This is a genomic window from Klebsiella sp. A-Nf5 (assembly GCF_002810545.1).
Taxonomy (GTDB): domain Bacteria; phylum Pseudomonadota; class Gammaproteobacteria; order Enterobacterales; family Enterobacteriaceae; genus Klebsiella; species Klebsiella variicola.
This window is the reverse complement of record NZ_PIOG01000121.1, coordinates 62536-85276: the sequence shown is the minus strand read 5'-3', so window position 1 is coordinate 85276 and position 22741 is coordinate 62536. Positions and strand designations below refer to the sequence as shown.

The window sequence follows — 22741 nt, the reverse complement described above, 5'->3', positions numbered from 1 at the left end:
TGGCGCGTCGGCGTGTGATTCAGGCGGTCGGCGCGAACGGCGAACAGCCGAAAGGCCAGCAAACGCCAGCGCTGCCAGCGGGTCAGTTCCATACCAGCACCTCGGCGGGGGTCGGGTTCCAGCCGTTGCAGGGATTGTTGAGCTGCGGACAGTTAGAGATCAGCACCATGGCGTTACACTCCGCGCGCAGTTCAACGTATTTTCCCGCCGCCGAGATGCCATCCGCGAAGGTCAGACCGCCCTCCGGCGTCACCGGCACGTTCATAAAGAAGTTAATGTTGGCGCCGATATCGCGCTTATGCAGGCGGCCATCGTGCAGACAGGCGCAGAGAAAATTGTCCCGGCAGCTGTGCATATAGCGCTTGTCGAGGGCGTAGCGCACGGTGTTGCTCTCCTGGGCGCAGGCGCCGCCGAGGGTATCGTGCCGTCCGCAGGTATCAGCCACGATGGTCATCAGCGGATGACCAAGGTTGGAATAAAGCACGCTGCCGGCAGTCAGGTAGGCGTTCCCCTGGCGGCGCAGCGTGCGCTGCGCATCGTAGCGCTCGCGCGGGTTGTCGGCGTTGTAAAACAGGGTATCAATCGCCTGATTGCCTTCGAGATCGAGCAGGCGCAGCGTTTGCCCTTTTTTAACCTCAAACAGCCAGGGTTCTCCGGCCGGGATCACATGGCGATAGACGGCCTCTTCCGGGCGTCGGTTACTGGTGATAACGGTCATGAACGCCTCCTTACAGGGCAAAAAGTTGGGTATTGCGGAACGCGCGCTGATTCTCATCGCGGGTCAGGAGCGCCTGGGTGGCCGCGTCCTCATCGTCGGCCTGATACCAGCTCAGCTGCACCGGACGGGGGGCATATTCTGTGGACGGATCCTGGGGATGCGGCAGCGCGGTGAGCACCAGCAGGACGTCCATCGGGGCAAACAGCTCAACGTAATCCCCGGCGCGACTGTTGCCGGCAACAAACTGGAAACGGCCCTCGTCATCGACGGTGACTTTGCTGAAGAAGTTGACCACCATCAGCAGATCTTCCAGGCCGAGATCCCATTTGCCCATCTCCACCAGCAGGTTATCGACGCCGTTGCGGTAGAAGCCATTACGTAATTCCTGGTAGCGTCCGGCGCCATATTTGTCGTGTGTCTCTTCGGCGTTGAGGACCCCGCCGAACGGATCGTGCCAGCCGCAGCTGTCGGCGACGATCCCGGCCAGCACCCGGCCCATATCGGAGTAGAAACAGTGTCCAGCGGTCAGGCGCGCGGTATGCTGGCCCTTGAGGGTATCCGGCAGGTTCAGGCGCTCACTTTTCTCATGGGGGTTGAGCATCATCATGCTGACGTTCGCCCCGCCGTCGATATCGGTCAGGCGCAGGATCTGCCCTTTGCGCAAAATCAGCGAGGTGTGCGCCCCGCCGGGAAGCCGCTCTTCGCGCAGGCTGGGAGTGGCGTGAAAAAGTATGGTCATCAATTTATCTCCTTAATGCGTAAACGTTGGTGTCGCTACCGGTGGCCAGCTGCGCCATCCGCGCCTCATTGAGCGGGATATCGTAGGTAATACGCGCTCCCCAGGCGTTGGGCGCCTGCGGATCGATGCGCACTTTGTCGAACACCAGCAGTCGGGTGCCCAGGTTGAAACCTTCGGCCAGGTCGTGGGTGACCATAAACACCGTCATGCGCGTTTCGCTCCACAGCTGGAGCAGCAGCGCATGCATATCTTTGCGAATGCCAGGATCCAGCGCGCCGAAGGGCTCATCGAGCAGTAGCACCCGCGGCTGCATCACGAACGCCTGGGCGATGGCCAGCCGCTGTTGCATCCCCCCGGACAACTGCGCCGGGTATTTATCCAGAGCGTGCCCCAGCCCCACTTTCTCCAGCATGTGCTGGGCCTGTTGCCGGGCCTCGCGTTTTCTGCCGCCAAACAGGCGCCCCAGCAGCGGGGACGCCGGCAGCTCCAGGCCGATGGCGACGTTATCCAGCACGTTGAGATGCGGAAACACCGAATAGCGCTGGAAGACCACGCCGCGGCTGCGATCCGGCTCTGCCGCCAGCGGCTGGCCATCGAGCAGGATCTCGCCACGGGTCGGTTTTTCCTGACCGAGCAGCAGGCGTAAAAAGGTCGATTTACCACAGCCGGACGCGCCGACCATCGAGCAAAACTCGCCCTCTTTCACCTGCAGATTGATGCGCTCCAGCACCACGTGGTCGCCGTACTCCTGCCAGATGTTTTTGATGTCGATAAAACTCATCCCCGGCCTCCTTCCGCCCACGGGAAACAGGCTTTGTGCAGCTGGCGCAGCGCCAGATCCATCAGCCATGCCAGCAAGGTGACCCAGATGACATAGGGAATAATCACGTCCATCGCCATATAGCGCCGCACCAGGAAGATGCGGTACCCCAGCCCGGCGGTAGCGGAGATGGCCTCGGCGGAGATCAAGAACAGCCATGCCGAGCCCAGCAGCAGGCGCAGAGAGGTGATCAGCCGCGACAGCAGCTGGGGAAGCACCACCCGCAGCACCAGGGTCCAGCTATTGGCGCCGAGGGTCTGCGCCTTTATAAACAGCTCCGCCGGGATCTCCTTCGCCCGCTGCTCCAGGTCGCGCGCCAGCATTGGCGTAATGCCGATGACGATCAGCATCACTTTCGACAGCTCATCCAGGCCGAAGACGATAAACAGCACCGGCAGGATCGCCAGCGGCGGGATCATTGACACCACCGTCAGCAGTGGCGACAGCGCCGCGCGGTACATCGGGAAGACGCCGGCGGCGATGCCGATACCGAGGCCGATCAACGACGAGACGGCCAGGCCCGTCAACAGACGGCTCAGGCTGATCAGCGTATCGGCCCACAGCAGATACTCACCGCTGCGTTTGTCCGGGGTGAACGCCATCCGGTCAATGGCTGCCGCCATCTGCGACAGGCCTGGCAGCAACTTGTCCTGCGGATTGGCTTCCAGCCGCACCGCCGATCCAATAAACCAGGCGGCGATCAGCACGACAAAAGGCAGCAGCATCAGCGTCAGGCGCATCCCCTTTTGGGGATAACGGTTAATGTGGCGCATGGCGTGGTCTCCCGGCGGTAATCATTACAGCTGGCCCGCGGCGGCCAGCTTCAGGTAGCTGTCGTCAAAGCGCAGTTTGCGGTTGGCGGCATCGCCGAGGGTGACATTTCCCGGGAAGGTCATGCCGATAAAGTCCGCGCTCTGCGCCCCTTCACCCAGCAGGCCTTTATCGAACGAGAACTGCGCCACCCGCTGCATCGTTTTCGCCAGATCCGGCGAGGAGATAAACGCCAGGGTGTCGGCAGGCGTCCAGAACAGATGGGTTGTTTTCAGCTGCGCCTGGTAGCCGGCAAGATCGGTGCCGGAGTCGGCGGCCATGGCGCTCAACGCCTGGCTATCCCCGGCCTTCATTTTGGCCACCATTTCAAACCACGCGCCGGTCAGGGCTTTGCCCAACGCGGGGTTATCTTTCAGTGTCTGGGTATTCACCACCATCATGTCGATAAGCTCGCCAGGCACCTGTGAGGAGCTAAACACCTCGCTGGTTTGCGGGGTCTTTTTGATAACCGACAGCTGTGGATTCCAGGCCACCGCCGCCCGCACGCCGCTGGTGCCGAAGGCCGAGACGATATCGGCATCGGAGGTATTCACCACCTTGACGTCTTTTTCCTGCAGCCCGGCTTTTTCCAGGCCGCGCACCAGCAGATAGTGGGATACCGACAGTTCCGGGAGATACACCGACATCCCTTTCAGGTCGCTGAGCTTTTTATCCGCCCCTTTCAGGACCACCCCATCGTTACCGTCGGAGTAGCTGCCGGTGATCAGCGCCGTGCTGTCGACGCCGCCCGCCGCCGGGATCGTCAACGCGTCCATGTTGGTCATCGTGCAGCCGTCAAACTGCCCGGCGGTGTACTGGTTGATGGATTCGATGTAATCGTTGAGCTGGACGATATTGATCTTGATGCCGTATTTGCTGGCCCATTTATCAATGATCTTTTCGTTACTGATGGTTCCCCAGGGCATCCAGCCGGCGTAGATGGTCCAGCAGACGTTGAACTCTTTTTTGACGGCGGCAAACGACGGGACGCTGGTCAGCAGCGTCAGCGACAGGACAAGTGAGCGGAGGAGCGGCGATGTTTTCATGGTGGACCTCTGGTTAGCACGAGAAACGGAGCAGCGCGACACCCAACGGTGCTGCTGTCTCCCGGGCTTTTATCCCGCCGTGTAACCTCGCCGAGGTCGCCAGCTCTCGGACCAGACGTTCACCGCGGTGAACCGGAACCCTAGCCAGCTATTGTGTGATCTGAATTGTCTGTTGCGCTGCTTTCTGCCGATGTTCTTGCAAGCACCATGCCAGGAGCCAGAGGCCGCTCACAGCCGCGTTTCGCCGCCAGCGGACTCATCGATTCCCAAAAATGGGGAGTGATGTTGGGGCGTTGCATGGCTTTGGTGCAGGAAAACGCAGAGCGCATGCGCCGACATTCTGCGGATTTGCCACGAACGTTTCCCACGCACCGCGATGACCCATTTGCACCGCCTCAGTGCTGCATATTCCCCATGAAAAACCCCGTCATATGCCACCTTTTCGCCTTATCCATATGAATATAAAGCACTATTTTAACTGGCACGTTTAATGCTGTGCGCTTGTATACCGCGATGTGGACAAGATCGAATGCCGTATGGCCACAACACGTCGTCACTCTGCGGTCGCCACCTTCCCCTTTCCGTGAGGCATCCAGGGTGGATGCGTTTCACGGAAGCCTGCTTACTGAAAACGGAGAACAACATGACGACACTCAGCGAACCGTTGGTTACCCCGAGATATGGCAAATGGCGCCAGCTGGTGCTGGGCTTGATCTGTATGGCCGCCATTTCCAGTCCGCAATATGTCTGGACGCTGTTGACAAAACCTCTGGCCGCCAAACTTGGCGTGGGTCTGCCAGAATTGCAGGTCACCTTCTCCCTGCTGATCATCCTGCAGACCTTCTTTTCCCCTTTTCAGGGGCGGTTAGTGGAAAAATTTGGCCCACGGCGGCTGATCGCTATTGGCACGGTGATGGCGGGAATGAGCTGGGTGCTTTCCGCACAGGTGAATGGCCTGGCAACGCTCTGGCTGGTTTATGGCTGCATGGGCGGCCTCGGGACCGGGATCGTCTACATCGGCGTTGTCGGCCTGATGGTCAAATGGTTCCCGCAGCAGCGGGGGTTTGCCGCCGGCGCGGTGGCGGCGGGCTACGGGATGGGGGCCATTATAACCACCTTCCCCATCTCCCTGTCGCTGACCACTAACGGCATCGAACACACGATGACGACTTTCGGGATCCTTTTCGCCCTCGTCGGCTTCCTCGCCAGTCAGGGGCTGAAGCTGCCGCCGCCCGCTGTCTCTCAGCCCGTCAGTCAGACGGTGGCGCAGAGCAGCAGATCGTTTACTTCCCGGGAAATGCTGCGCCAGCCGCTGTTCTGGCTGATGTTCGCCATGATGGCGATGATGTCGACTTCCGGGCTGATGGTCACCTCGCAGATGGCGGTGTTCGCCGAGGATTTCGGCATTAGCCAGGCGGTGGTGTTTGGCATGGCGGCGCTGCCGCTGGCGTTAACGATAGACCGCTTCACCAACGGCTTAACCCGGCCGCTTTTTGGTTTTATTTCCGACCGCTTCGGCCGCGAGCAAACCATGTTTATCGCCTTTGCGCTGGAAGGCGTGGCGATGATGCTCTGGCTGGCGTGCCGGGAAGATCCGCTGCTGTTTGTCCTGCTCTCCGGGGTGGTCTTCTTTGGCTGGGGGGAGATCTTCTCCCTCTTCCCGTCGACACTCACCGATACGTTCGGCAGCGAGCATGCCGCCACCAACTATGGCTGGTTGTATATTTCTCAGGGCATCGGGTCAATCTTCGGCGGCCCGCTGGCGGCACTGCTCTATCAGTACACCCACGGCTGGCATGTAGTCTTCAGCTGCGCGATTGGCCTTGATTTTGTCACCGCCGCCCTCGCGCTGTGGGTGCTAAAACCGTGGCGCGCGCGCTTTATCCGCCAGCACAGCTAACTGCAGCGCTGACAGAAGTGACGGCTCGCCCGTCACTTCACTGATATTCGCTGCGCAGCAGCGCGTACAGGTACTCATCGCCCCACTCGCCTTTAAAAAAGATATTCTGCCGGTAATGCGCCTCGCGACGAAAGCCCAGCCCTTCAAGGAGTTTGATCGCGCCGGAATTGCGGGTATCAACCACCGCCATCAGCCGGTGATGGGCTAACTGTTCAAAGAGTAAGGCCATCACCGCCCGCATGGCTTCCCGGGCATACCCCTGATGCTGATACACCGGGGAAAAGGTCATCCCCAGCTCGGCCTGTCTGCCCTGATCGAAAAAGTGGATCCCCACATCCCCCGCCAGCGCACCGTTGGCCTGGATCTCTACGGCAAGCTGGAACCAGCTCTCATCCTCAGCAAAGGCCAGCGAACGCTGTTGTTCATAGAAGGCTGTCGCCTCTGTCATGCCATAGTGGGTCCAGCTCTGAAAGCGGGCCACCTCCGGCAGGTTGCGATAATGGCTGAAAGACGGCAGATCTTCCGTTCTGAACCGGCGCAGCAGCAGCCGGGGCGTGGTCAGGGGTAATATCATCTCTTCTCTTCTTCTTAATGAGACAGGCAATCGCGGGGCCATCTTAACCTGCGCAGCCTCAACCCAGCCATCGCACTTCCTTGTCAATTTAATATAAAGTTAAATTTCGATATTAAAATTTCACAAACCGATAAAACATTACAATAACAAATACGAAAAACAGGGGAACAAGCCAGAGAGGCGTCTTTGGAAAAAAGAGCCCTTGCGCCACGGCGAAGAGGATGGTCAATACAGCTGGGCCATAATTTGAAATTAACGACCGGAATATTCTTCGCAGCAATCTTTTAATAAGATTCATCATAGTTATCGGATCATCCTTGTAATGATGTCTGTAATACCCTCATTCGATGCCTGTCCTTCTGTAACCGTCTCAGACTTCAGAAATAATGGCTATCAGAAAGTACATCATTCACAGCTTATGTGTATAAAGGTCCGAATAATACGCCGGTTCGGAAACATTAGGACATGACTTGTGCAAGTCTACGCAATCTTGTTTTTATTGAGGAAACCGACACCGCATAAACCGCGGCTGATTTACTTTTTGCCCGTCTGGCGGCAAGATCCGGCATAATGCACCGCTGTCGCAGGACGGCCGTGTCACCGGCAGTCGTGACAGCGAACATTCGACAGGAAAACGCATGAAGCCAAAACAAGCGGACATTCTCCGCCACGCCAGCGCGCTGTTTAATCGCGAAGGATATCAGTCGCCCAGCATCGAGCGGATTGCTGAACATGCCGGCATCTCCAAAATGACCTTCTACCGCTATTACGCCGATAAAGAGGCGCTCATTCTGGCTATCCTCAAGCAGAAAGAGAGCGAATTTATGCAGGATTTGGCGCAGATCACGGCGGATAAAGCCAGCGCGCGGGAGAAGCTGTTTGCCGTGTTCGACTACTACCATCGCTGGTTTACCTGCGACACGTTCCACGGCTGCATGTTTACCCGCGCGCTGTTTGAATATGGCGCGTCATCGCCGGCGATCCGGGAGCAGTGCTCCCGGTTCAAGTCGCTCCTCTGGCAGTTCTTCCGCGATATCCTCCTGCAGGTGTTAAAACCGGAACCTGCCGAGCGGGTCGCCATGATGATGGTGATGCTCATCGATGGCGCCATCGCCGCCCAGCAGGCCGAGTCCGCCGAATGCCGGGAGATCCCACCGGGGATCACCGCCTGGAGCGCGGCCAAAGCGCTTATTTACTCAGAAGGCGGTACGCTGTGAGATGATGCGCTGCCGTCCAGTGACTGCAGGGCCGCCAGCAGGCAATCATAGTAATCGTTGCAGGTTTGCAGGCGCAGCGCGGCGCCAAAGTAGACCTCCTCCATCGCCGCCGGATGTTTTTTGCCAATCGGCACAATCACATTGTTCAGCCAGCCATCCGCATGACCGATATCGACGGTGATATGTTCGGCATAGTAATGCACATCGCGATCGGAAAGCCCAATCCGCCGACAGCCCGCCACCAGTTTTTCATACTGCGGTGGGTCGAGCAGCTCGGTCATCGCCATGACCCCCAGCGATTTGTAATAATGCTGACGGTTTACGCCGCCCAGCATAAAGGCGTTATACCCGGCCAGGCCCTGCCAGTCGTACAGGTAGGCAAAATGATTGTCCGGCAACGCGATATTCCGCCGCTTCAGTAAATCCTTATACAGATTGACGTGGGTGATCTCAGTGCTGCCCTGACCTATCTCATCCCACAGATTTTGCGCAATCTCCGCGCGGGTTTCCGGCAGCGAACCGACCAGCCCCATCGCCACAAGATCGAAGAACAGCAGATTCAGCGCGCTGTCGCTTTTGAAGAAATAGTCGATCTGCGCCGCGGAGGCCTCGCTGGCAAGGAAATCGAACAGCGGATGATGAGACGCCGGGTGCTGCTGGCATAAGGCGCGCAGTTCGTCGACGATATTGCCGGCGTTAAGCACCGGTCTCTGGCGATGGAAACGTTTGCTTTCCGCCCGCAGCCACTCAGACTCAATGTAATTTCTGATCCCGGAGAGCAGCGGATGAAACTGATTGGCTGCCGCTGGCGAGAGTGGGTCGGCAAGCCAGGACTGATAGAGGATGAACAGCGCATGGTGAGCGCGCTTTTTGGCCTGTGGATCGTCAGCGGAGAAGGCGCGGATGCAGGTATTCTCAGTCAGATGCCAGGCTCTGTCGGCGACCAGCGGGTTGGCCGTCAGCTTCAGCGACAGCGCGTTGCTGTGCAGTAGCTGGTCAATTAACTCATCCAGTGCCAGCCTGGCCATCACCGCGGTCTGGTCACTACCAATGACCCCATTTTCTGTGTTACGCATGAATTTATCCCTGTGAAATGCATGGCAACTATACGGTATAGTACCGTTAACAACGCGGCAACGAAAATTTATGGATAACGAATATCACATTGTAAAATATGGTTTTTTAATAAATAACAAAAAGACCACTATAAAAATATTGATATTATAAAATTATTAAAGTTACCATCTGGTACAGTGATAAGCGACGCAAGGAATCAGCATGCCCTATTTATTACTGACGCTGGCCGCCCTGTTCTGGGGGGGAAATTACGTGGTCGGTCACGTGCTGGTCCAGGGCGTGGATCCGATCCTGATGACAGAAGCGCGATGGGCGTTGACGGCGCTGTTACTGGGCCTGCTCTACCACCGGCAAATTGCCGCCAGCCGCCACCTGCTACGGGATAACGCGCCGGCGGTGCTGGTGTTAACCCTCTGTGGCCAGGTCAGCTTCCCGCTTACGCTCTATATAGGCCTGCAAACCACCTCCGCCCTCAACGCCGCCATCTATATGTCCGCCACGCCGAGCATGGTGCTGCTGATTAACCGGCTGATTTTTCGTGACCCGGTATCGGCGCGCAACTGGCTGGGGGTCATTTTCAGCACCCTTGGCGTGATGATTCTGTTATTCCAGGGGAACCCACTGCATGCCACCTCGCTGCATACCTTTTCCGTCGGCGATCTGTGGGCCATGGGGTCGGCGCTGAGCTGGGCGCTCTACTGCTCGCTATTACGGCTGAAGGATCGCCGGATCCCGGCGAATGGCTTTGTCGCCGTCAGCTCGCTGCTCGGCGCCCTGATCCTGCTGCCCATCGTCATCTTCTGGCTGATGCGCCACCCGGCGCAGGACTGGGCAGCCTGGCGCGAGCCGTTTTTCCTCAGCGGCCTGGCGTATCTGGTGATTTTCCCGTCTTGGCTGGCCTATCTGTTCTGGAACAAAGGTATCGCCGCGATTGGCGCCACCCGGGGAGAAATTTACACCCATATCATCCCGCTCTCCGGCGGGGCGTTGAGTATCCTCTTCCTGCATACCCAGCCGCATGCCTGGCATCTGTTCAGCGCCCTGTTTATCATGGTGGGGATTGGGATCTGCTCGCTGGAGAAACGCCAGGCGGCGGCAATTCGTCTGCGCGGCTAACGTACGCTACCGGGCGCCTGACGACACCCGGTAGCAGAAGTTAACGGCTGGTGGAGAGCGGCTGGCGATGCCCCGCTCCTGCGGGCTGAGTCACCCGTCCCTCGCGACCAAAGAAGGTCAGGACGGTAATGACAATTGCCACCGTACCGGCCACCAGGGCCATCGCCAGACCGTAGTTATGCCCATGATGCTGGGCGATTGACGCCTGGAGAGTGGCATTCACTGACGCCAGCAGATTACCCAGCTGATAGACGAAACCAGGCAGCACCGCCCGGGTGTTGGCCGGGACCAGTTCATTGAGCCAGGTGGGGATCACTCCCCAGGCCCCCTGCACCATAAACTGCATCAGAAACGCCCCCGCCCCCAGCGCCAGCGAGCCGCTGGCGAAAGCCCACAGTGGAATGACCGGCAGCGCCAGCAGGGCAGCGATCATAATCGCTTTGCGTCGGCCAATCTTCTCCGACAGCGAACCGAAGAACACCCCACTCATAATCGAGGCAATGTTGTAGCAGACGGCGATGATGCTGACCGTTTTAGGCTCGAAGCCGTGCTGAACCTTCAAAAAGACCGGGTAGAGATCCTGCGTCCCGTGGGAGAAAAAGTTAAAGGCCGCCATCAGTACCACCAGGTACAGGCACAGCTTCCAGTGGCTACGTAGCACCGGCAGCAGCGCCGTACTCGCTTTACTTTGCCGGGCCGCCAGCCAAACCGGGGATTCCTCGACGCAGAAATAGATAAACGGCAGCAGCAGCACCGGCGCGGCGCCAATCACAAACATCCCGCGCCAGCCGAGATGTTCAAACAGCAGGCCGTAGGCAACGGCCGCCAGCAAATAGCCGAAGGGATATCCCGCCTGGAACAGACCGGACATCAGGCCACGCGAGCGGTCGGGGATCGTCTCCATCGCCAGCGAAGAGGCCACGCCCCAGATCCCGCCCATCGCCACGCCATACAGCACCCGCAGCAGAAAAAACAGCAGCAACGACGGCGCGGCGGCGGAGAGCAGCTCAAAGGCGGAGAAGAAGACGATATTCAGCATCAGAATGGGTTTGCGGCCATACTTTTCCGCCGCCCTGCCGAAAATCAGCGCGCCTATCGGCCGCACGGCCAGGGTAAGCAGAATCGCCAGGGTGACCTCTTCAAGGTCGACGTGAAACGAGTGGGCGATATCGCTCAGTAAAAAGACCAACAGAAAGAAATCGAAAGCATCGAGCGTCCAGCTTAAAAAACTGGCAATCGCCGCGTTGCGCTGTCGTGAAGTCCAGCCATGCATCTTGTCATCCCTATCCCGACGGCGTTGCCGGGAGCTTGCGCGGCGTCCGGCAGAGCAAGCTGGTGTCACCGCTTATGTAAATTGTTTGTATAGAAAGTTGCTCTTTTGTTAATTACACCCTTTTTCCGACCGTCGGCAAGTTTATTAGCCTGCTAATTTGTTTCAAATTGCGTGTAGCGGCCCACCGGATCGGCAATTTTCGACCAGAATTAAAGACAGGCTGGCGTCAATGAAACGCTGTCCATGCCGCATCCGCCCACAGGAAGGGAGAGAATCATGAAGAGAGTTGCCATCGTCGGCGTGGGGCCGACGGGGATTTACACGTTCTATGAACTGGTGAAGCGTGGTGAGCCGCTGGCGATCACCCTGTTTGAAAAAGAGGCGCAGGCCGGGGTGGGTATGCCCTACAGCGATGATAATACGGCGGCGCAAATGCTGGCCAACATTGCCAGCATTGAGATCCCCCCTATCGACCTGACCTATCTGCAATGGCTCCAGCAGCACAGCGACGCCTGGCTGGCGGCGCGCGGTCTCGAGCGGCACACGCTGCATGAGCGCCAGTTTCTGCCGCGGGTAATCCTCGGCGAGTACTATCGCGACCGTTTTCTGTATCTCACTGAGCGGGCACGGGACGCCGGCTTCATCGTTAGCGTATGTGAATCCTGTGAAGTGACGGATATTGCCGTCCAGCCCGCCGGGATCGCTATCCATACCGATAGCGCGGCAGAACCGGTTATCGTCGACCTGGTGGCGATAGCCACCGGCCATCTGTGGCCTGAGGAAGAGCGCGCCAGTCGACAGTACTTCCCCAGTCCGTGGACCGGGCTGATGGACGCCCGGATCGCGCCCTGTCGGGTCGGGATCCTCGGGACCTCCTTAAGCGCGATTGATGCCGCCATCGCCGTGGTGGCCCAGCATGGTGTTTTCCATACTGAGAACGACAAAACGACCCATTTTACCCTCCATCCCGGCAGCGAGGCACTGGAGATAACGCTGATGTCGCGCAGCGGGGTGCTCCCGGAAGCCGATTTTTACTGTCCGATCCCATGGGAGCCGCTGGAGATCGCCACCCCTGCCGCCCTTGAGGCGGCTGTCGCCCGGGGCAGCGATGGGCTGCTGGATCGGGTATTCGAGCTGGTCGTCCAGGAGCTGGAATATGCCGCCCCGGCCTGGTGCGAGGCGACGGGGCTGCGCCAGCTAACGCCTGACAGCATCGCCGACGCCTGGTTTGCCGACCGTCTCACCCATGATCCTTTCCACTGGGCGCAACGCAATCTGCAGGAGGTGGAGCGCAATAAGCGCGAACACCATACGGTGCCCTGGCGCTATGCTATTCTCCGCCTGCACGAGGCGATTGAAAGCGTGGTGCCGCAGCTCAACGACGAGGACTACCGCCGATTCCGGCGCGGGCTTGCCCGGGTGTTTATCGATAATTATGCCGCCATCCCGCCGGAATCCATTCGCCGGCTGCTGGCCCTGCACCAGGCCGGTATTCTGCGTATTGTGGCGCTCGGCGAGGATTATGACCTGCAGCGCGAGTCTCACCGAACGCTGATTGTCCATCATCAGCAGCGCTGTGAATTCGATGTGTTTATCGATGCCCGCGGGCAACAAGCATTGAAAACCCGGGATCTGCCCTTCCCATCGCTGCGCCAGCAGCTGCTGGCCTGCGGCGACGACATTCCGGACGTCGGCGATGACTACACGCTGCAGGCGCCCGAGACGCTGCGCGGACGGGTCGCTTTCGGCGCCCTTCCCTGGCTGATGCACGATCGTCCCTTTGTGCAGGGGCTGACGGCCAGCGCCGAGATTGGCAGCGCGATGGCCCGCGCCGTGTCGCAGCAGGCGACGGGCCGCCGGCGCCGCCTGTGGTTTATCGAATAGCGGGCTGCTTAAACGCAATATCCGAATAAAGGGGGGCAAACAGGCGTGCTATAAACAGTGACTGTTCGCCCCCATGCAAGACCCTGTCTAACTTTTACGAGGTACTCATGAGCCATCTTTTTAGCGCGACGCGTATTGGTCAGCTGGCGCTGGATAACCGCATCGTTATTGCCCCCATGTGTCAGTACTCTGCCGACGAGGGTAAAGCCACCTCCTGGCACCGGATCCATCTTGGTCAGCTGGCTTTCTCCGGCGCCGGCCTGTTAATTCTGGAAGCCACGGCGGTAGAGCCGGCGGGACGTATCTCGCCGGGGGATCTGGGTTTGTGGGATGATGAAACCGAAAACGCGCTGCGCGCGGTGGTAGAGGATATTCGGGCCTGGTCGCCGATCCGCCTGGGGATCCAGCTGGGGCATGCCGGACGCAAAGCCTCCTGCGCGGCCCCGTGGCAGGGTGGTCATCAGTTGGCCCTCAACGAGGGGGGCTGGCAAACCGTTGCCCCCTCCGCCGTGGCGTTTCACGATGGCGACCGCGCCCCCGCCGAGCTGAGCCTTGCCGATATGGCGCGCATCAAAGCGGCGTTTGTCGCCAGCGCGTTGCGCGCCCAGCGTCTGGGCTTTGAGCTGATTGAACTGCACGCCGCCCACGGCTATCTGCTGCACCAGTTTCTCTCGCCGCTCAGCAATCAGCGCCGTGATGAGTACGGCGGTTCGCTGGAAAACCGTCTGCGCTATCCGCTGGAAGTGTTTAAGGCGATCCGCGAGGCAGTGGGCAACACCATGGCGGTGGGCGTCAGGCTGTCGGCGACCGACTGGGTCGAAGGCGGCTGGGACGTGGAGCAGTCCATTCAGTTCAGCCAGCAGCTGGAAGCGCTGGGCAGCGACTATATTCACGTCTCCAGCGGCGGCTTGTCGCCGCAGCAGTCGATCACCGTCGGACCGGGTTATCAGTTGCCATTCGCCCACGACATTCGCCAGCAGGTTGCCATCCCGGTAATTGGCGTGGGGCTGATCACCGACCCGCAGCAGGCAGAAGCGGCTCTGGAGGATGGCGATGCCGACCTGATCGCCCTCGCCCGCGCGGTACTCTACGATCCGCACTGGCCGTGGCACGCTGCGGCCAGCCTCGGCGCCCAGGTTCGCGTCCCTTCGCAGTACCTGCGCTCGGAGCCGCACGGCCTGAAAGGCACCCTGCTGCCAAACCGTTGAACCCGCGGCGGGCATAAAAAAGGGGTATCGGAAGATACCCCTGAGCAGGATGTTATTGCGGTCGACGTGCCGGGCGGCGGCGACGCCTTGCCCGGCCTACAAAAAGGTGATACCCGGTCATTGCGCAGCCAACCCGCTCCCTGCGTAGGCCCGCGCAAGCGCAGCGCCGCCGGGCAATCTATCAGGCTCCGCTCCCTATATTTCCGGGCGCGGGTCCGGCAAACACCGCGAGTTACTGCTGGGCGGGCGGTGGCGTGGTGTTCTGTTTGTCCGCCGCGATACTGTCCTGGATGGCTTTGGTTTTGCTCGCCGCCTCCGCCGAGAGCTGATTGGCGTCGCCGATGGCGTTGTCTTTGATCTGACCCGCCTCTTTGACTATGCGGTCACTTTCCTGCTTTGCGTTCTGTTTCACGGCATCGGCCTGGGCTTTCGCCTGCTGGGCGATGGCATCCGCTTTCTTGTCCGCCTCCGCCTTGATGGCGCTGGCCTGATCCTTCAGGCGGTCGGCCTCGGCGTCAGCCTGGCTTTTCAGCGTATCGATTTGCTTATCCGCATCCTGTTTAATCGCCTGGGCTTTGTCCGCCGCGGCATCCTTCATCTGCTCCGCATTATCTTTGGCCTTATCCAGTTTGTTATCCACTTTCGACGCATCGTCGCAGCCAAACAGGGTCAGACACAGGGCGGAAGCGAGCAGTGTTTTATTCCAGAGTTTCATCAGCATTCCCTTACAGGTTAAGTCGTTATCCAGCTTTGTGATTCATTGCCTTAATAGCATTCACATTTTATATATAATCGCTCAGTCGGCAGAGTCAAGCCGACACCGATCGATCCAGCGTCGCCACCAGCCCCTGCAGCCAGTCGGCAAAGACCCGCACCTTATGCGACAGATGCCGGTGCGGATAGAGCAGCGACAACGGTCGACGCGGCGCCGGGAAGTCCGGCAAAATTTCCACCAGTTGCCCGTTGTCGATATAGGGTTGCAAAAAGAAACGCATCCCCTGCAGCATCCCCAGCCCCGCCAGCCCGGCGGCAGTAAAGACTTCCGAGTTGTCCAGCACCAGTTTACCGGGAATGGCGATCTGCCTGATGCCCTCCGGGGTCTGGAATCGCCAGGGCATAATCTGCCGGCTGCTGCTGTTCACCCAGTTCACCGCCAGATGCGACTGCAGGTCCTCCAGCGTCGCGGGCGCCCCATAGCGCGCCAGATAGCCCGGACTGGCGCAGGTGGTTAACGCCACCTCACCCAGCGAACGCGCCACATAGTCGCCATCCTCAAGATCCCCCACCCGCAGCAGGCAATCCAGACCATCGCGCAGCATATCCCGGCGTACGTCGGAGCTGCTGAGGACAATTTCCACCTCCGGATGGGCCTGATAAAAATCCGGCAGATGCGGGATCACCAGCAGCCGGGCAAAGGCGATTGGCATATCGACGCGCAGCTGACCGCGGATCGGCCGGTCCGGCGCGAACGACTCCAGCAGATCGTCGGCCTGGGAGAGCAACGGTTTGCTGCGGCGATAAAACTCTTCCCCCTCCGGCGTGAGATACAGACGCCGGGTGGTGCGCTGCAGCAGCCGGACCCCGCTCTCCTGCTCCAGCTGCTGCAGCGCTTTGGTCACCGCCGGTCGGTGGACCTGCAAATTTTCCGCCGCCTGGGCAAAACTGCCGGCATCGACGATTTCAATAAAGATTTTAATATTCTCAAACAGATTCATTTGCATAACGGCCCGTCTCCCGCCTCATCGCCTGCTCACATTATTACTAATTTAATAATAGTGATGAAAGTTTTTGCTCATTTTTTAAAACAATAAAGACGCCTACACTGCCCTCATTGCCGCATCGCTGGGGCGAAGAAATTTATAACTTATTAACATACAAGGAAAAATATCATGCAATCCAACCGCGTCGCCCGCATTCTGGGTATTGAAAAACCGGTGGTCCAGGGGCCGCTCTCCTGGCTTACCGATGCGCGTCTGGTGGCGGCCGTCGGCAACGCCGGTGGGCTTGGCGTGCTGGGCCCGAACGCCGGACTGACGGCGGCAACCGCCGTCTCCACCCCGGAGGCCACCGCCGAGAAAATGCGCGAAGAGATCCGCAAAACCAAACAGCTGACGGAGAAACCCTTTGGCGTCAACCTGATCCCGACGGCGGAAAACGACATCTGGACGCCGGCGATCCTGCCGGTGATCAAAGAGGAAGGCGTTAAGGTGGTGGTCTACACCGGCTACGGCGATGGTTCGTTAAAACCGGCGCTGTTCGACGAACTGAAAGCCGCCGGGATCACCATTATCTATCGTGACATCAACCCGACGCCGGAGAACAGCCGCCGCGCGGAGCAGGCCGGAGCGGATATTATTGTCGCCACCGGCTTTGACGAAGGCGGCACGCTGCCGGGTACCGCCCTCGGGACCTTCACCATCGTCCCGCTGATCGTTGACGCGGTACAGCGGGTTCCTGTCATGGCCGCCGGGGGGATCACCGACGCCCGGGGGGCGCGCGCCGTTCATGCCCTGGGGGCGGAAGGCGTCTTCGCTGGTTCGGTATTCATCAGCACCATCGAAAGTCGGGTTCCCGACTCGGTGAAAGCGAAAATTGTGGCCGCCAACGGTCTGGATCTGCGCCTGTTCCGTACCCTGCCGGACTACTACCGCGCGCTGCCCGGCAAACTGAGCGACACACTGGTGGCCATGGATCGTGCCGGCGCCTCAAAGGCCGAGCTGGCCCAGGCGATGGGCGGTCTGCGCGGGATGCGGCTGGGCATGCTGGAGGGGAATACTGATGAGGGGTATATCTCGGTGGGCGCGGGGATTGGCAACATCCATGCCATCACCTCCGTCGCCGAGGTGGTCAACCAGCTGGCGGTGTGAAGCCGCCAGCCGGGGCACAGCAACCGGCGCGATCAGGCGTCGGCCACCTTCTCTACCGCCCGGGAGAAAGCGTCGATAGCCAGCCCGACGTCGGCGGCAGTGACCGACTCCGCCGGGTGATGGCTGACGCCCCCCAGGCAGCGCACAAACAACATGGCCGAAGGCCAGCGCTCGGCGATGGCGATGGCGTCATGCCCTGCGCCGCTCGGCAGCGTCAGCGAACGCCCCTGCACCGCCACCACCGCCTCGCTCAGCACCGCCTGCAGGTGACTGTCGCAGGCGGTGGCGGCGATGCGATAATACTCCTCGGCGGCGAAACTCAGCTGGCGACGCCCGGCAATGGCCTGCGCCTCACCCAGCAGCTCATCCAGCAGCGCCGTCAGCGGCGCATCCTGCGGGCCGCGAATATCCAGCGTCAACTGCACCTCGCCCGGTATCACGTTCACCGCGCCCGGCGCACAGCGCAGGGTGCCGACCGTCGCCACAAGGTTACCGCCGCGCTGCCGGGTCAGGTTTTCCACCTGCACCATCCATTCCGCCGCCGCGGCGAGGGCGTCCTTGCGATGGAGCATCGGCACCGTGCCGGCATGGCCAGCTTCGCCGGTAAAACGGCAGTTCAGCCGTCGGGCCCCGTTAATCGCCTCCACCACGCCGAGCGCCAGCCCCGCCTGCTCCAGGCACGGCCCCTGCTCGATATGCAGTTCCAGATAGGCGGCGATATCCTGCGGATGACGGGCCGCGTGGCCGATCCGCGCCGGATCGAGTCCGGCATTCACCAGCGCCTGGGCGACGCTCACGCCGTCGGTATCGCACTGTGACAGCCAGCTTTCAGGCCAGGTGCCGGTGACGCCGCGGCTGCCGAGCAGGGTGATGCCAAAGCGGGTGCCCTCTTCATCGCCAAAGCCGACGATCTCGATTGCCTTTGTCAGCCGTCGCCCCTGCTGGTGCAGACGCTGGACCACCTCAATCGCCGCCAGCACGCCGAGCATGCCGTCGTAGCGCCCGGCGTTGCGCACGGTGTCAAGATGAGAACCCAGCAGCACCGCCGGCGCCCCCTCCTGTTGTCCTTCATAGCGTCCGCAGATGTTGCCGACGCTGTCCTGCCACACCATCATGCCGGCAGCCTGCATCCACTGGCCCACCAGCTGGTTGGCCTGCAGATGTTCGGGTGACAGATAGACCCGGGTCAGGGCATCGGCGGTTTCGCTGAGGGTGGCCAGCCGATCGGCGCGGGCCATCACCCGGCTGGCAGCCGCTTCTCTCTCCGCCTGCTGGCGGGCGGTATCACTCATAGGGTGGCCTCGGTGCGGTAGTGATCCCAGGCCGCCTGCATCGCCGCGCCCTGAGTGGTGGTGAACTTGAGGTAGTTCAGGACCGCTTCCAGCGCGCTGAGCGTCTGCATCACGCAGTCTTTACGCGCGTTATAGCCCATGGTGCCAATGCGCCAGACTTTACCGTGCAGCGGGCCAAACGAGGTGCCAATTTCAATGCCGAAATCTTCCAGCATCAGCTTGCGTACCTGATCGCCGTTGACCCCGTTGGGGATCACCACCCCCAGCACGTTATTCATTTTGTGCCGCAGATCGCCAAAGGTCTCGAGCCCCATCGCCTGGATGCCCTTCAGCAGCGCATCGCCGTGCAACTTGTGGCGGGCGATGCCGTTGTCGAGTCCCTCCTGGAGGATCAGGCGCGCGCACTCCCGGGTGGCAAACAGCGCCGAGGTCGCTTCGGTATGGTGGTTAAGGCGCTCCGGCCCCCAGTAATCCATCACCATGCCGAGATCGAAATAGTTGGAGTAGATCATCTCGTCGACGCCATCGTGGTGCGCGTCGGTGCGGATCCCCTGCTCAATGCAACGACGGCGGCGGATGACCTCTTCCATCCGCGGGCTGAGGGTGATGGGCGAGGTGCCGGAAGGACCGCCCAGGCACTTCTGCATCCCGGCGGACACTGCGTCCAGCTGCCAGGCGTCGGTTTCCAGCGGGTTGCCGCCGAGCGACGCGGTGGCGTCGGTATAGAACAGCACATCGTGACGACGGCAAATATCCCCCAGCTCCGCCAGTGGCTGCAGCATGGTGGTGGAAGTATCGCCCTGTACGGTGAGCAGCAGGCGCGGGCGCACGCGCTTGATCGCGTCCTCAACCTGATCCGGCGTAAAGACCTCGCCCCACGGCACCTCGATGGTGTGCACCTCTGCCCGGCAGCGACGCGCGATCTCGCACAGCAGATGACCAAACCGGCCAAACACCGGCACCAGCACCTTGTCACCCGGACGGATCGCCGACACCAGAATCGCTTCGATCCCGGCGCGCGAGGTGCCGTCGACCAGCATCGTCCAGCGGTTTTCGGTGCGAAACACGCCGCGGTAGAGCGCCATGACTTCATTCATATAGTGGGTCATCGCCGGATCGTACTGGCCAACCAGCTGGCTCGACATGGCGCGCAGCACGCGCGGGTCGGCATTGATCGGCCCCGGCCCCATCAGCAGGCGCTGCGGCGGGTTAATTTGCGAAAACTGAGTGATATCCATCTGCCATTCCTTACGTTAGTTAAGACCGCGCACCGAGGAGATAAACTGTTTCAGTTCGCTGGTCTGCGGGCTGGCGAACAGCGTTTTGCTGTCGCCCTGCTCCCAGACGCGTCCCTGATGCATAAACACCACGCGGTCGCCCACTTCGCGGGCAAAATTCATTTCATGGGTGACGAGGATCAGCGTCATACCTTCCGCCGCCAGTTGCTCCAGCACCTTCAGCACTTCACCCACCAGTTCCGGGTCGAGTGCCGAGGTGATTTCGTCACAGAGTAAAACTTTCGGCGACATGGCCAGCGCCCGGGCAATGGCCACGCGCTGCTGCTGGCCGCCGGAGAGATTGGCCGGATAGTAATCCAGACGGTCGCCAAGACCGACCTTCTCCAGCATCCGCTGCGCCAGTTCCCGGCATTCGGCCTGGGACTTCTTCAGCACCCGCCGCGGGGCCAGCATGACGTTCTCCAGCGCCGTCATGTGCGGGAACAGGTTAAAATTCTGGAACACCATGCCGATGGAGCGGCTGATCTCCCGGGCCTGTGAATCGCGGTCGGTGATGGTCATGCCCCCGAGCTTGATACTGCCCTCCTGGTAGCCCTCCAGACCATTGATACAGCGCAGCAGCGTGCTTTTACCCGAGCCGCTGCGGCCGATGATCGAGATCACTTCCCCCATGTCGATATCCAGATCGACGCCCTTCAACACATGGTTGTCGCCATAGTACTTCTGCATCTGATTAATGGTGATGAGAGGCATTGAATTTGTTCTCCAGATAGCGGCTGTAGCGGGACAGCGGATAACACAGAATGAAATAGCCCAGCGCCACCAGGGCAAACACTTTAAACGGCTGGTAAGTGACGTTGGTCAGCATCGTCCCGGCCTTGGTCAGCTCCACAAAGCCAATAATCGATGCCAGCGCCGTGCCTTTGATCACCTGTACGGCAAAGCCCACCGTCGGCGCGATGGCAATGCGCAGCGCCTGCGGCGCCACCACGCGGTACAAGGTCTGGCCGAAGCTCAGCCCGAGACACCGCGAGGCTTCCCACTGGCCTTTGGGCAGCGCGCGAATGCTGCCGAACCAGATATCCAGCAAAAAGGCGCTGGTGTAGAGCGTCAGAGCGACCGAGGCGGCGGTCCACGCCGAGACGTCAATGCCGAACAGCGCCACGCCAAAGAATGCCAGAAACAGCTGCATCAGCAGCGGCGTCCCCTGAAACAGCTCAATGTAGCCGCGGATCAGCCGTTTCACCTGGCGTCCGCCGGTGAGGCGCAGCAGCAGTAACGGTAAGGTCACCAGCGCCCCGCCGGTGAACGCGACCAGCGACAGCAGCACCGTCCAGCGACCGGCCAGCAGCAGGTTGCGGATAATGTCCCAGTCAGTAAAAGTGGTCATCAGGCCTGTACCCCCAGCCATTTACGCCCCGCCGCCATCAGCAGCTGGCGCATCGCTATCGATAACGCTAAGTAGATCCCGGTGGTCACCAGATAGACCTCAAAGCTCAAAAATGTCCGCGACTGGATCAGGTTGGCGGCGAAGGTCAGCTCCTCATAGGAGACCTGCGACACCACTGACGAGCCGAGCATCACAATGATGCACTGGCTGACCAGCGCCGGGTAAATCCGCTGCAGCGCCGGGGGCAGTACGACGCGAACGAAGGTTTGCGTCCGGCTAAGCCCGAGCACGCGACCGGCTTCCCACTGGCCCTTCGGCGTCACCTGAATACCGGCGCGGACGATCTCGGTGCTATAGGCGCCGAGGTTAACCACCATCGCCAGCAGCGCCGCTTCACCGGCGGTCATCTTCAGTCCAAGGTTCGGTAAACCAAAGACGATAAAAAAGAGCTGCACCACAAACGGCGTGTTACGGATGATTTCCACATATCCGCCCCATACCCGGCTGAGCATTCCCGGGCGCCCGCTGCGGATCGCCGCCCCGAGGATGCCGATCGCCAGTCCGCCGATCGTCGCCAGCACCGTCAACTGCACCGTCACCCACAGGCCGGCCAGCAGCTCCGGCCAGTGCGGCCAGAGCTCAGAGAAATGAAGTTGCTCCGTCATCCCCAGACCTTACGCGCCGAGGCTGGCAGGCAGTGGCGCTTTCAGCCACTTCTCAGACAGACCGTTGAGGGTGCCGTCCTTAATGCCCTGCTCGATGAGGGTATCCACTTTCGCCTTCAGCGCCGGTTCGTTCTTTTTCAGACCGATAAAGCACGGCGAGTCCTTCAGCATAAAGCTCGGCACCGGCGCTTTGTCGGCGTTCTGCCGGGAGATGGCCGCCACCACCAGGTTTCCGGTCGCGACATACTCCACTTGACCGGACAGGTAAGCCGACAGCGTGGTGTTATTGTCCTCGTAGCGCTTAATCTGCGCTGCCTGCGGCGCCACGCTGGTCAGCACCATATCTTCCACCGCCCCACGGGTCACGCCGATGCTTTTACCGCTCAGCGCGGCCGCGTCCTTCAGCTCCGCCCCTTTCGGGCCAAACACGCCGAGGAAGAACGGCGCGTAGGCGCGGCTGAAGTCGATCACCTTCTCGCGCTCGGCGTTCTTGCCGAGGCTGGAGATCACCAGGTCCACCTTATCCGTCTGCAGATACGGCACGCGGTTGGCGCTGGTCACCGGAACCAGCTGCAGCTTGAGCTTCATCGATTTCGCCAGATAGCGCGCCATATCGATGTCATACCCCTGCGGCTGCAGGTCGGTACCCACCGAGCCGAACGGCGGAAAATCCTGGGGTACGGCAATGCGGATGACGCCGCGTTTTTCAATATCCTGGAGCTGGTCAGCCTGCGCGGCAGAAACAGACGAAAGGAGACAAGCGGCCCCGGCCAGTGCGATCAACAGTTTCTTCATGATGTTTACCCGTTACGTTAGCATGAAACAAAAGATTCTTTGAATCTGATTTTGCAACTAATGTGCCAGATACAGACGAGACGAGGGTTTGCGAGGAATTAAAACAAAAAGT

General features: G+C 60.2%; 23 protein-coding genes and 1 riboswitch. Of the genes, 6 read left to right on the top strand and 17 right to left on the bottom strand.

Annotated elements, in window-relative coordinates:
• Positions 1 to 82 precede the first annotated feature (82 nt).
• From CWM53_RS12195 to CWM53_RS12175, 5 genes are read right to left on the bottom strand one after another with little or no spacing between them, the layout of a single operon-like run.
• A complete protein-coding gene (locus tag CWM53_RS12195; RefSeq protein WP_008804848.1) occupies positions 83 to 718 on the bottom strand; it encodes an urea amidolyase associated protein UAAP2 in 636 nt (211 codons plus the stop codon).
• Positions 719 to 728: 10 nt separating this feature from the next.
• Positions 729 to 1457: an urea amidolyase associated protein UAAP1 gene (locus CWM53_RS12190; protein ID WP_100729669.1), complete on the bottom strand. Its 729-nt coding sequence runs from the start codon at positions 1455 to 1457 to the stop codon at positions 729 to 731.
• A gap of 4 nt (positions 1458 to 1461) precedes the next feature.
• Positions 1462 to 2238: an ABC transporter ATP-binding protein gene (locus CWM53_RS12185; RefSeq protein ID WP_049165167.1), complete on the bottom strand. Its 777-nt coding sequence runs from the start codon at positions 2236 to 2238 to the stop codon at positions 1462 to 1464.
• On the bottom strand, positions 2235 to 3050 hold the full coding sequence (locus CWM53_RS12180) for an ABC transporter permease (RefSeq protein WP_100729668.1): 816 nt from the start codon (positions 3048 to 3050) through the stop codon (positions 2235 to 2237). Before CWM53_RS12180 ends, CWM53_RS12185 begins: the two co-directional genes overlap by 4 nt.
• A 24-nt stretch (positions 3051 to 3074) precedes the next feature.
• Complete coding sequence (locus tag CWM53_RS12175) at positions 3075 to 4133, bottom strand: putative urea ABC transporter substrate-binding protein (protein WP_100729667.1); 1059 nt, start codon at positions 4131 to 4133, stop codon at positions 3075 to 3077.
• 56 nt (positions 4134 to 4189) lie between these two features.
• Positions 4190 to 4288: riboswitch (guanidine-I (ykkC/yxkD leader) on the bottom strand.
• 446 nt (positions 4289 to 4734) lie between these two features.
• On the opposite strand from CWM53_RS12175, the gene oxlT reads away from it, so the two are divergent.
• Positions 4735 to 6033 carry an oxalate/formate MFS antiporter gene (oxlT, locus tag CWM53_RS12170; RefSeq protein WP_100630474.1) on the top strand — a complete coding sequence of 433 codons (1299 nt, stop codon included), beginning with the start codon at positions 4735 to 4737 and terminating at the stop codon, positions 6031 to 6033.
• 37 nt (positions 6034 to 6070) lie between these two features.
• Here the strand turns inward: oxlT and CWM53_RS12165 are convergent, their stop codons facing one another.
• Both CWM53_RS12165 and CWM53_RS12160 read right to left on the bottom strand, forming a co-directional pair.
• A complete protein-coding gene (locus CWM53_RS12165) occupies positions 6071 to 6649 on the bottom strand; it encodes a GNAT family N-acetyltransferase (RefSeq protein WP_165785072.1) in 579 nt (192 codons plus the stop codon).
• 70 nt (positions 6650 to 6719) lie between these two features.
• A complete protein-coding gene (locus tag CWM53_RS12160; protein ID WP_074385823.1) occupies positions 6720 to 6908 on the bottom strand; it encodes a hypothetical protein in 189 nt (62 codons plus the stop codon).
• Between the two features lie 337 nt (positions 6909 to 7245).
• Here CWM53_RS12160 and CWM53_RS12155 point away from each other — a divergent pair, with 337 nt between their 5' ends.
• Entirely contained in the window at positions 7246 to 7824 is a 579-nt protein-coding gene (locus CWM53_RS12155; protein ID WP_023340166.1) for a TetR/AcrR family transcriptional regulator, read from the top strand.
• Here CWM53_RS12155 and CWM53_RS12150 read toward each other — a convergent pair.
• The gene (locus CWM53_RS12150; protein WP_100729665.1) at positions 7800 to 8900 is read right to left on the bottom strand and encodes an iron-containing redox enzyme family protein; all 1101 of its coding nucleotides are present in this window, start codon (positions 8898 to 8900) and stop codon (positions 7800 to 7802) included. The genes CWM53_RS12155 and CWM53_RS12150 overlap by 25 nt on opposite strands.
• Positions 8901 to 9102: 202 nt before the next feature.
• Here CWM53_RS12150 and CWM53_RS12145 point away from each other — a divergent pair, with 202 nt between their 5' ends.
• The gene (locus CWM53_RS12145) at positions 9103 to 10017 is read left to right on the top strand and encodes a DMT family transporter (protein ID WP_074385821.1); all 915 of its coding nucleotides are present in this window, start codon (positions 9103 to 9105) and stop codon (positions 10015 to 10017) included.
• Positions 10018 to 10057: 40 nt separating this feature from the next.
• On the opposite strand, the gene CWM53_RS12140 is transcribed toward CWM53_RS12145, so the two are convergent.
• Positions 10058 to 11290: an MFS transporter gene (locus CWM53_RS12140; protein WP_100729664.1), complete on the bottom strand. Its 1233-nt coding sequence runs from the start codon at positions 11288 to 11290 to the stop codon at positions 10058 to 10060.
• A 276-nt stretch (positions 11291 to 11566) separates the two neighbouring features.
• Between CWM53_RS12140 and CWM53_RS12135 the strand changes: the two genes are divergently transcribed.
• Together CWM53_RS12135 and CWM53_RS12130 are read left to right on the top strand one after the other, a co-directional pair.
• Positions 11567 to 13174, top strand: coding sequence for an FAD-NAD(P)-binding protein (locus CWM53_RS12135; RefSeq protein ID WP_100732065.1), 1608 nt, complete (start codon positions 11567 to 11569; stop codon positions 13172 to 13174).
• A gap of 107 nt (positions 13175 to 13281) precedes the next feature.
• A complete protein-coding gene (locus tag CWM53_RS12130; RefSeq protein WP_100729662.1) occupies positions 13282 to 14382 on the top strand; it encodes an NADH:flavin oxidoreductase/NADH oxidase in 1101 nt (366 codons plus the stop codon).
• Positions 14383 to 14614: 232 nt separating this feature from the next.
• Here the strand turns inward: CWM53_RS12130 and CWM53_RS12125 are convergent, their stop codons facing one another.
• Together CWM53_RS12125 and CWM53_RS12120 are read right to left on the bottom strand one after the other, a co-directional pair.
• Positions 14615 to 15103: a hypothetical protein gene (locus CWM53_RS12125; protein ID WP_025712450.1), complete on the bottom strand. Its 489-nt coding sequence runs from the start codon at positions 15101 to 15103 to the stop codon at positions 14615 to 14617.
• Positions 15104 to 15191: 88 nt separating this feature from the next.
• Complete coding sequence (locus tag CWM53_RS12120) at positions 15192 to 16097, bottom strand: LysR family transcriptional regulator (protein WP_165784149.1); 906 nt, start codon at positions 16095 to 16097, stop codon at positions 15192 to 15194.
• 174 nt (positions 16098 to 16271) lie between these two features.
• Between CWM53_RS12120 and CWM53_RS12115 the strand changes: the two genes are divergently transcribed.
• A complete protein-coding gene (locus CWM53_RS12115; protein ID WP_008804833.1) occupies positions 16272 to 17249 on the top strand; it encodes an NAD(P)H-dependent flavin oxidoreductase in 978 nt (325 codons plus the stop codon).
• A 32-nt stretch (positions 17250 to 17281) separates the two neighbouring features.
• On the opposite strand, the gene hpxK is transcribed toward CWM53_RS12115, so the two are convergent.
• From hpxK to CWM53_RS12085, 6 genes are read right to left on the bottom strand one after another with little or no spacing between them, the layout of a single operon-like run.
• The gene (gene hpxK / locus CWM53_RS12110; RefSeq protein ID WP_100675565.1) at positions 17282 to 18541 is read right to left on the bottom strand and encodes an allantoate amidohydrolase; all 1260 of its coding nucleotides are present in this window, start codon (positions 18539 to 18541) and stop codon (positions 17282 to 17284) included.
• On the bottom strand, positions 18538 to 19779 hold the full coding sequence (locus CWM53_RS12105) for a pyridoxal-phosphate-dependent aminotransferase family protein (RefSeq protein WP_100729661.1): 1242 nt from the start codon (positions 19777 to 19779) through the stop codon (positions 18538 to 18540). Before CWM53_RS12105 ends, hpxK begins: the two co-directional genes overlap by 4 nt.
• Before the next feature lie 15 nt (positions 19780 to 19794).
• Complete coding sequence (locus CWM53_RS12100) at positions 19795 to 20532, bottom strand: amino acid ABC transporter ATP-binding protein (RefSeq protein ID WP_004179947.1); 738 nt, start codon at positions 20530 to 20532, stop codon at positions 19795 to 19797.
• A complete protein-coding gene (locus CWM53_RS12095; RefSeq protein ID WP_004179948.1) occupies positions 20513 to 21169 on the bottom strand; it encodes an amino acid ABC transporter permease in 657 nt (218 codons plus the stop codon). The genes CWM53_RS12100 and CWM53_RS12095 overlap by 20 nt, the downstream gene beginning before the upstream one ends.
• Positions 21169 to 21834, bottom strand: a complete 666-nt coding sequence (locus tag CWM53_RS12090; RefSeq protein WP_004176117.1) for an amino acid ABC transporter permease — start codon at positions 21832 to 21834, stop codon at positions 21169 to 21171. Before CWM53_RS12090 ends, CWM53_RS12095 begins: the two co-directional genes overlap by 1 nt.
• A gap of 9 nt (positions 21835 to 21843) precedes the next feature.
• Complete coding sequence (locus CWM53_RS12085; RefSeq protein ID WP_032754423.1) at positions 21844 to 22629, bottom strand: transporter substrate-binding domain-containing protein; 786 nt, start codon at positions 22627 to 22629, stop codon at positions 21844 to 21846.
• Positions 22630 to 22741 lie beyond the last annotated feature (112 nt).

Excerpts from the sequence above, each read along its gene's own strand:
- CWM53_RS12195 (WP_008804848.1), bottom strand. The coding sequence starts at position 718 with ATGACCGTTATCACCAGTAACCGACGCCCGGAAGAGGCCGTCTATCGC.
- CWM53_RS12190 (WP_100729669.1), bottom strand. The coding sequence starts at position 1,457 with ATGACCATACTTTTTCACGCCACTCCCAGCCTGCGCGAAGAGCGGCTT.
- CWM53_RS12185 (WP_049165167.1), bottom strand. The coding sequence starts at position 2,238 with ATGAGTTTTATCGACATCAAAAACATCTGGCAGGAGTACGGCGACCAC.
- CWM53_RS12180 (WP_100729668.1), bottom strand. The coding sequence starts at position 3,050 with ATGCGCCACATTAACCGTTATCCCCAAAAGGGGATGCGCCTGACGCTG.
- CWM53_RS12175 (WP_100729667.1), bottom strand. The coding sequence starts at position 4,133 with ATGAAAACATCGCCGCTCCTCCGCTCACTTGTCCTGTCGCTGACGCTG.
- oxlT (WP_100630474.1), top strand. The coding sequence starts at position 4,735 with ATGCGTTTCACGGAAGCCTGCTTACTGAAAACGGAGAACAACATGACG.
- CWM53_RS12165 (WP_165785072.1), bottom strand. The coding sequence starts at position 6,649 with ATGGCCCCGCGATTGCCTGTCTCATTAAGAAGAAGAGAAGAGATGATA.
- CWM53_RS12160 (WP_074385823.1), bottom strand. The coding sequence starts at position 6,908 with ATGATGAATCTTATTAAAAGATTGCTGCGAAGAATATTCCGGTCGTTA.
- CWM53_RS12155 (WP_023340166.1), top strand. The coding sequence starts at position 7,246 with ATGAAGCCAAAACAAGCGGACATTCTCCGCCACGCCAGCGCGCTGTTT.
- CWM53_RS12150 (WP_100729665.1), bottom strand. The coding sequence starts at position 8,900 with ATGCGTAACACAGAAAATGGGGTCATTGGTAGTGACCAGACCGCGGTG.
- CWM53_RS12145 (WP_074385821.1), top strand. The coding sequence starts at position 9,103 with ATGCCCTATTTATTACTGACGCTGGCCGCCCTGTTCTGGGGGGGAAAT.
- CWM53_RS12140 (WP_100729664.1), bottom strand. The coding sequence starts at position 11,290 with ATGCATGGCTGGACTTCACGACAGCGCAACGCGGCGATTGCCAGTTTT.
- CWM53_RS12135 (WP_100732065.1), top strand. The coding sequence starts at position 11,567 with ATGAAGAGAGTTGCCATCGTCGGCGTGGGGCCGACGGGGATTTACACG.
- CWM53_RS12130 (WP_100729662.1), top strand. The coding sequence starts at position 13,282 with ATGAGCCATCTTTTTAGCGCGACGCGTATTGGTCAGCTGGCGCTGGAT.
- CWM53_RS12125 (WP_025712450.1), bottom strand. The coding sequence starts at position 15,103 with ATGCTGATGAAACTCTGGAATAAAACACTGCTCGCTTCCGCCCTGTGT.
- CWM53_RS12120 (WP_165784149.1), bottom strand. The coding sequence starts at position 16,097 with ATGAATCTGTTTGAGAATATTAAAATCTTTATTGAAATCGTCGATGCC.
- CWM53_RS12115 (WP_008804833.1), top strand. The coding sequence starts at position 16,272 with ATGCAATCCAACCGCGTCGCCCGCATTCTGGGTATTGAAAAACCGGTG.
- hpxK (WP_100675565.1), bottom strand. The coding sequence starts at position 18,541 with ATGAGTGATACCGCCCGCCAGCAGGCGGAGAGAGAAGCGGCTGCCAGC.
- CWM53_RS12105 (WP_100729661.1), bottom strand. The coding sequence starts at position 19,779 with ATGGATATCACTCAGTTTTCGCAAATTAACCCGCCGCAGCGCCTGCTG.
- CWM53_RS12100 (WP_004179947.1), bottom strand. The coding sequence starts at position 20,532 with ATGCCTCTCATCACCATTAATCAGATGCAGAAGTACTATGGCGACAAC.
- CWM53_RS12095 (WP_004179948.1), bottom strand. The coding sequence starts at position 21,169 with ATGACCACTTTTACTGACTGGGACATTATCCGCAACCTGCTGCTGGCC.
- CWM53_RS12090 (WP_004176117.1), bottom strand. The coding sequence starts at position 21,834 with ATGACGGAGCAACTTCATTTCTCTGAGCTCTGGCCGCACTGGCCGGAG.
- CWM53_RS12085 (WP_032754423.1), bottom strand. The coding sequence starts at position 22,629 with ATGAAGAAACTGTTGATCGCACTGGCCGGGGCCGCTTGTCTCCTTTCG.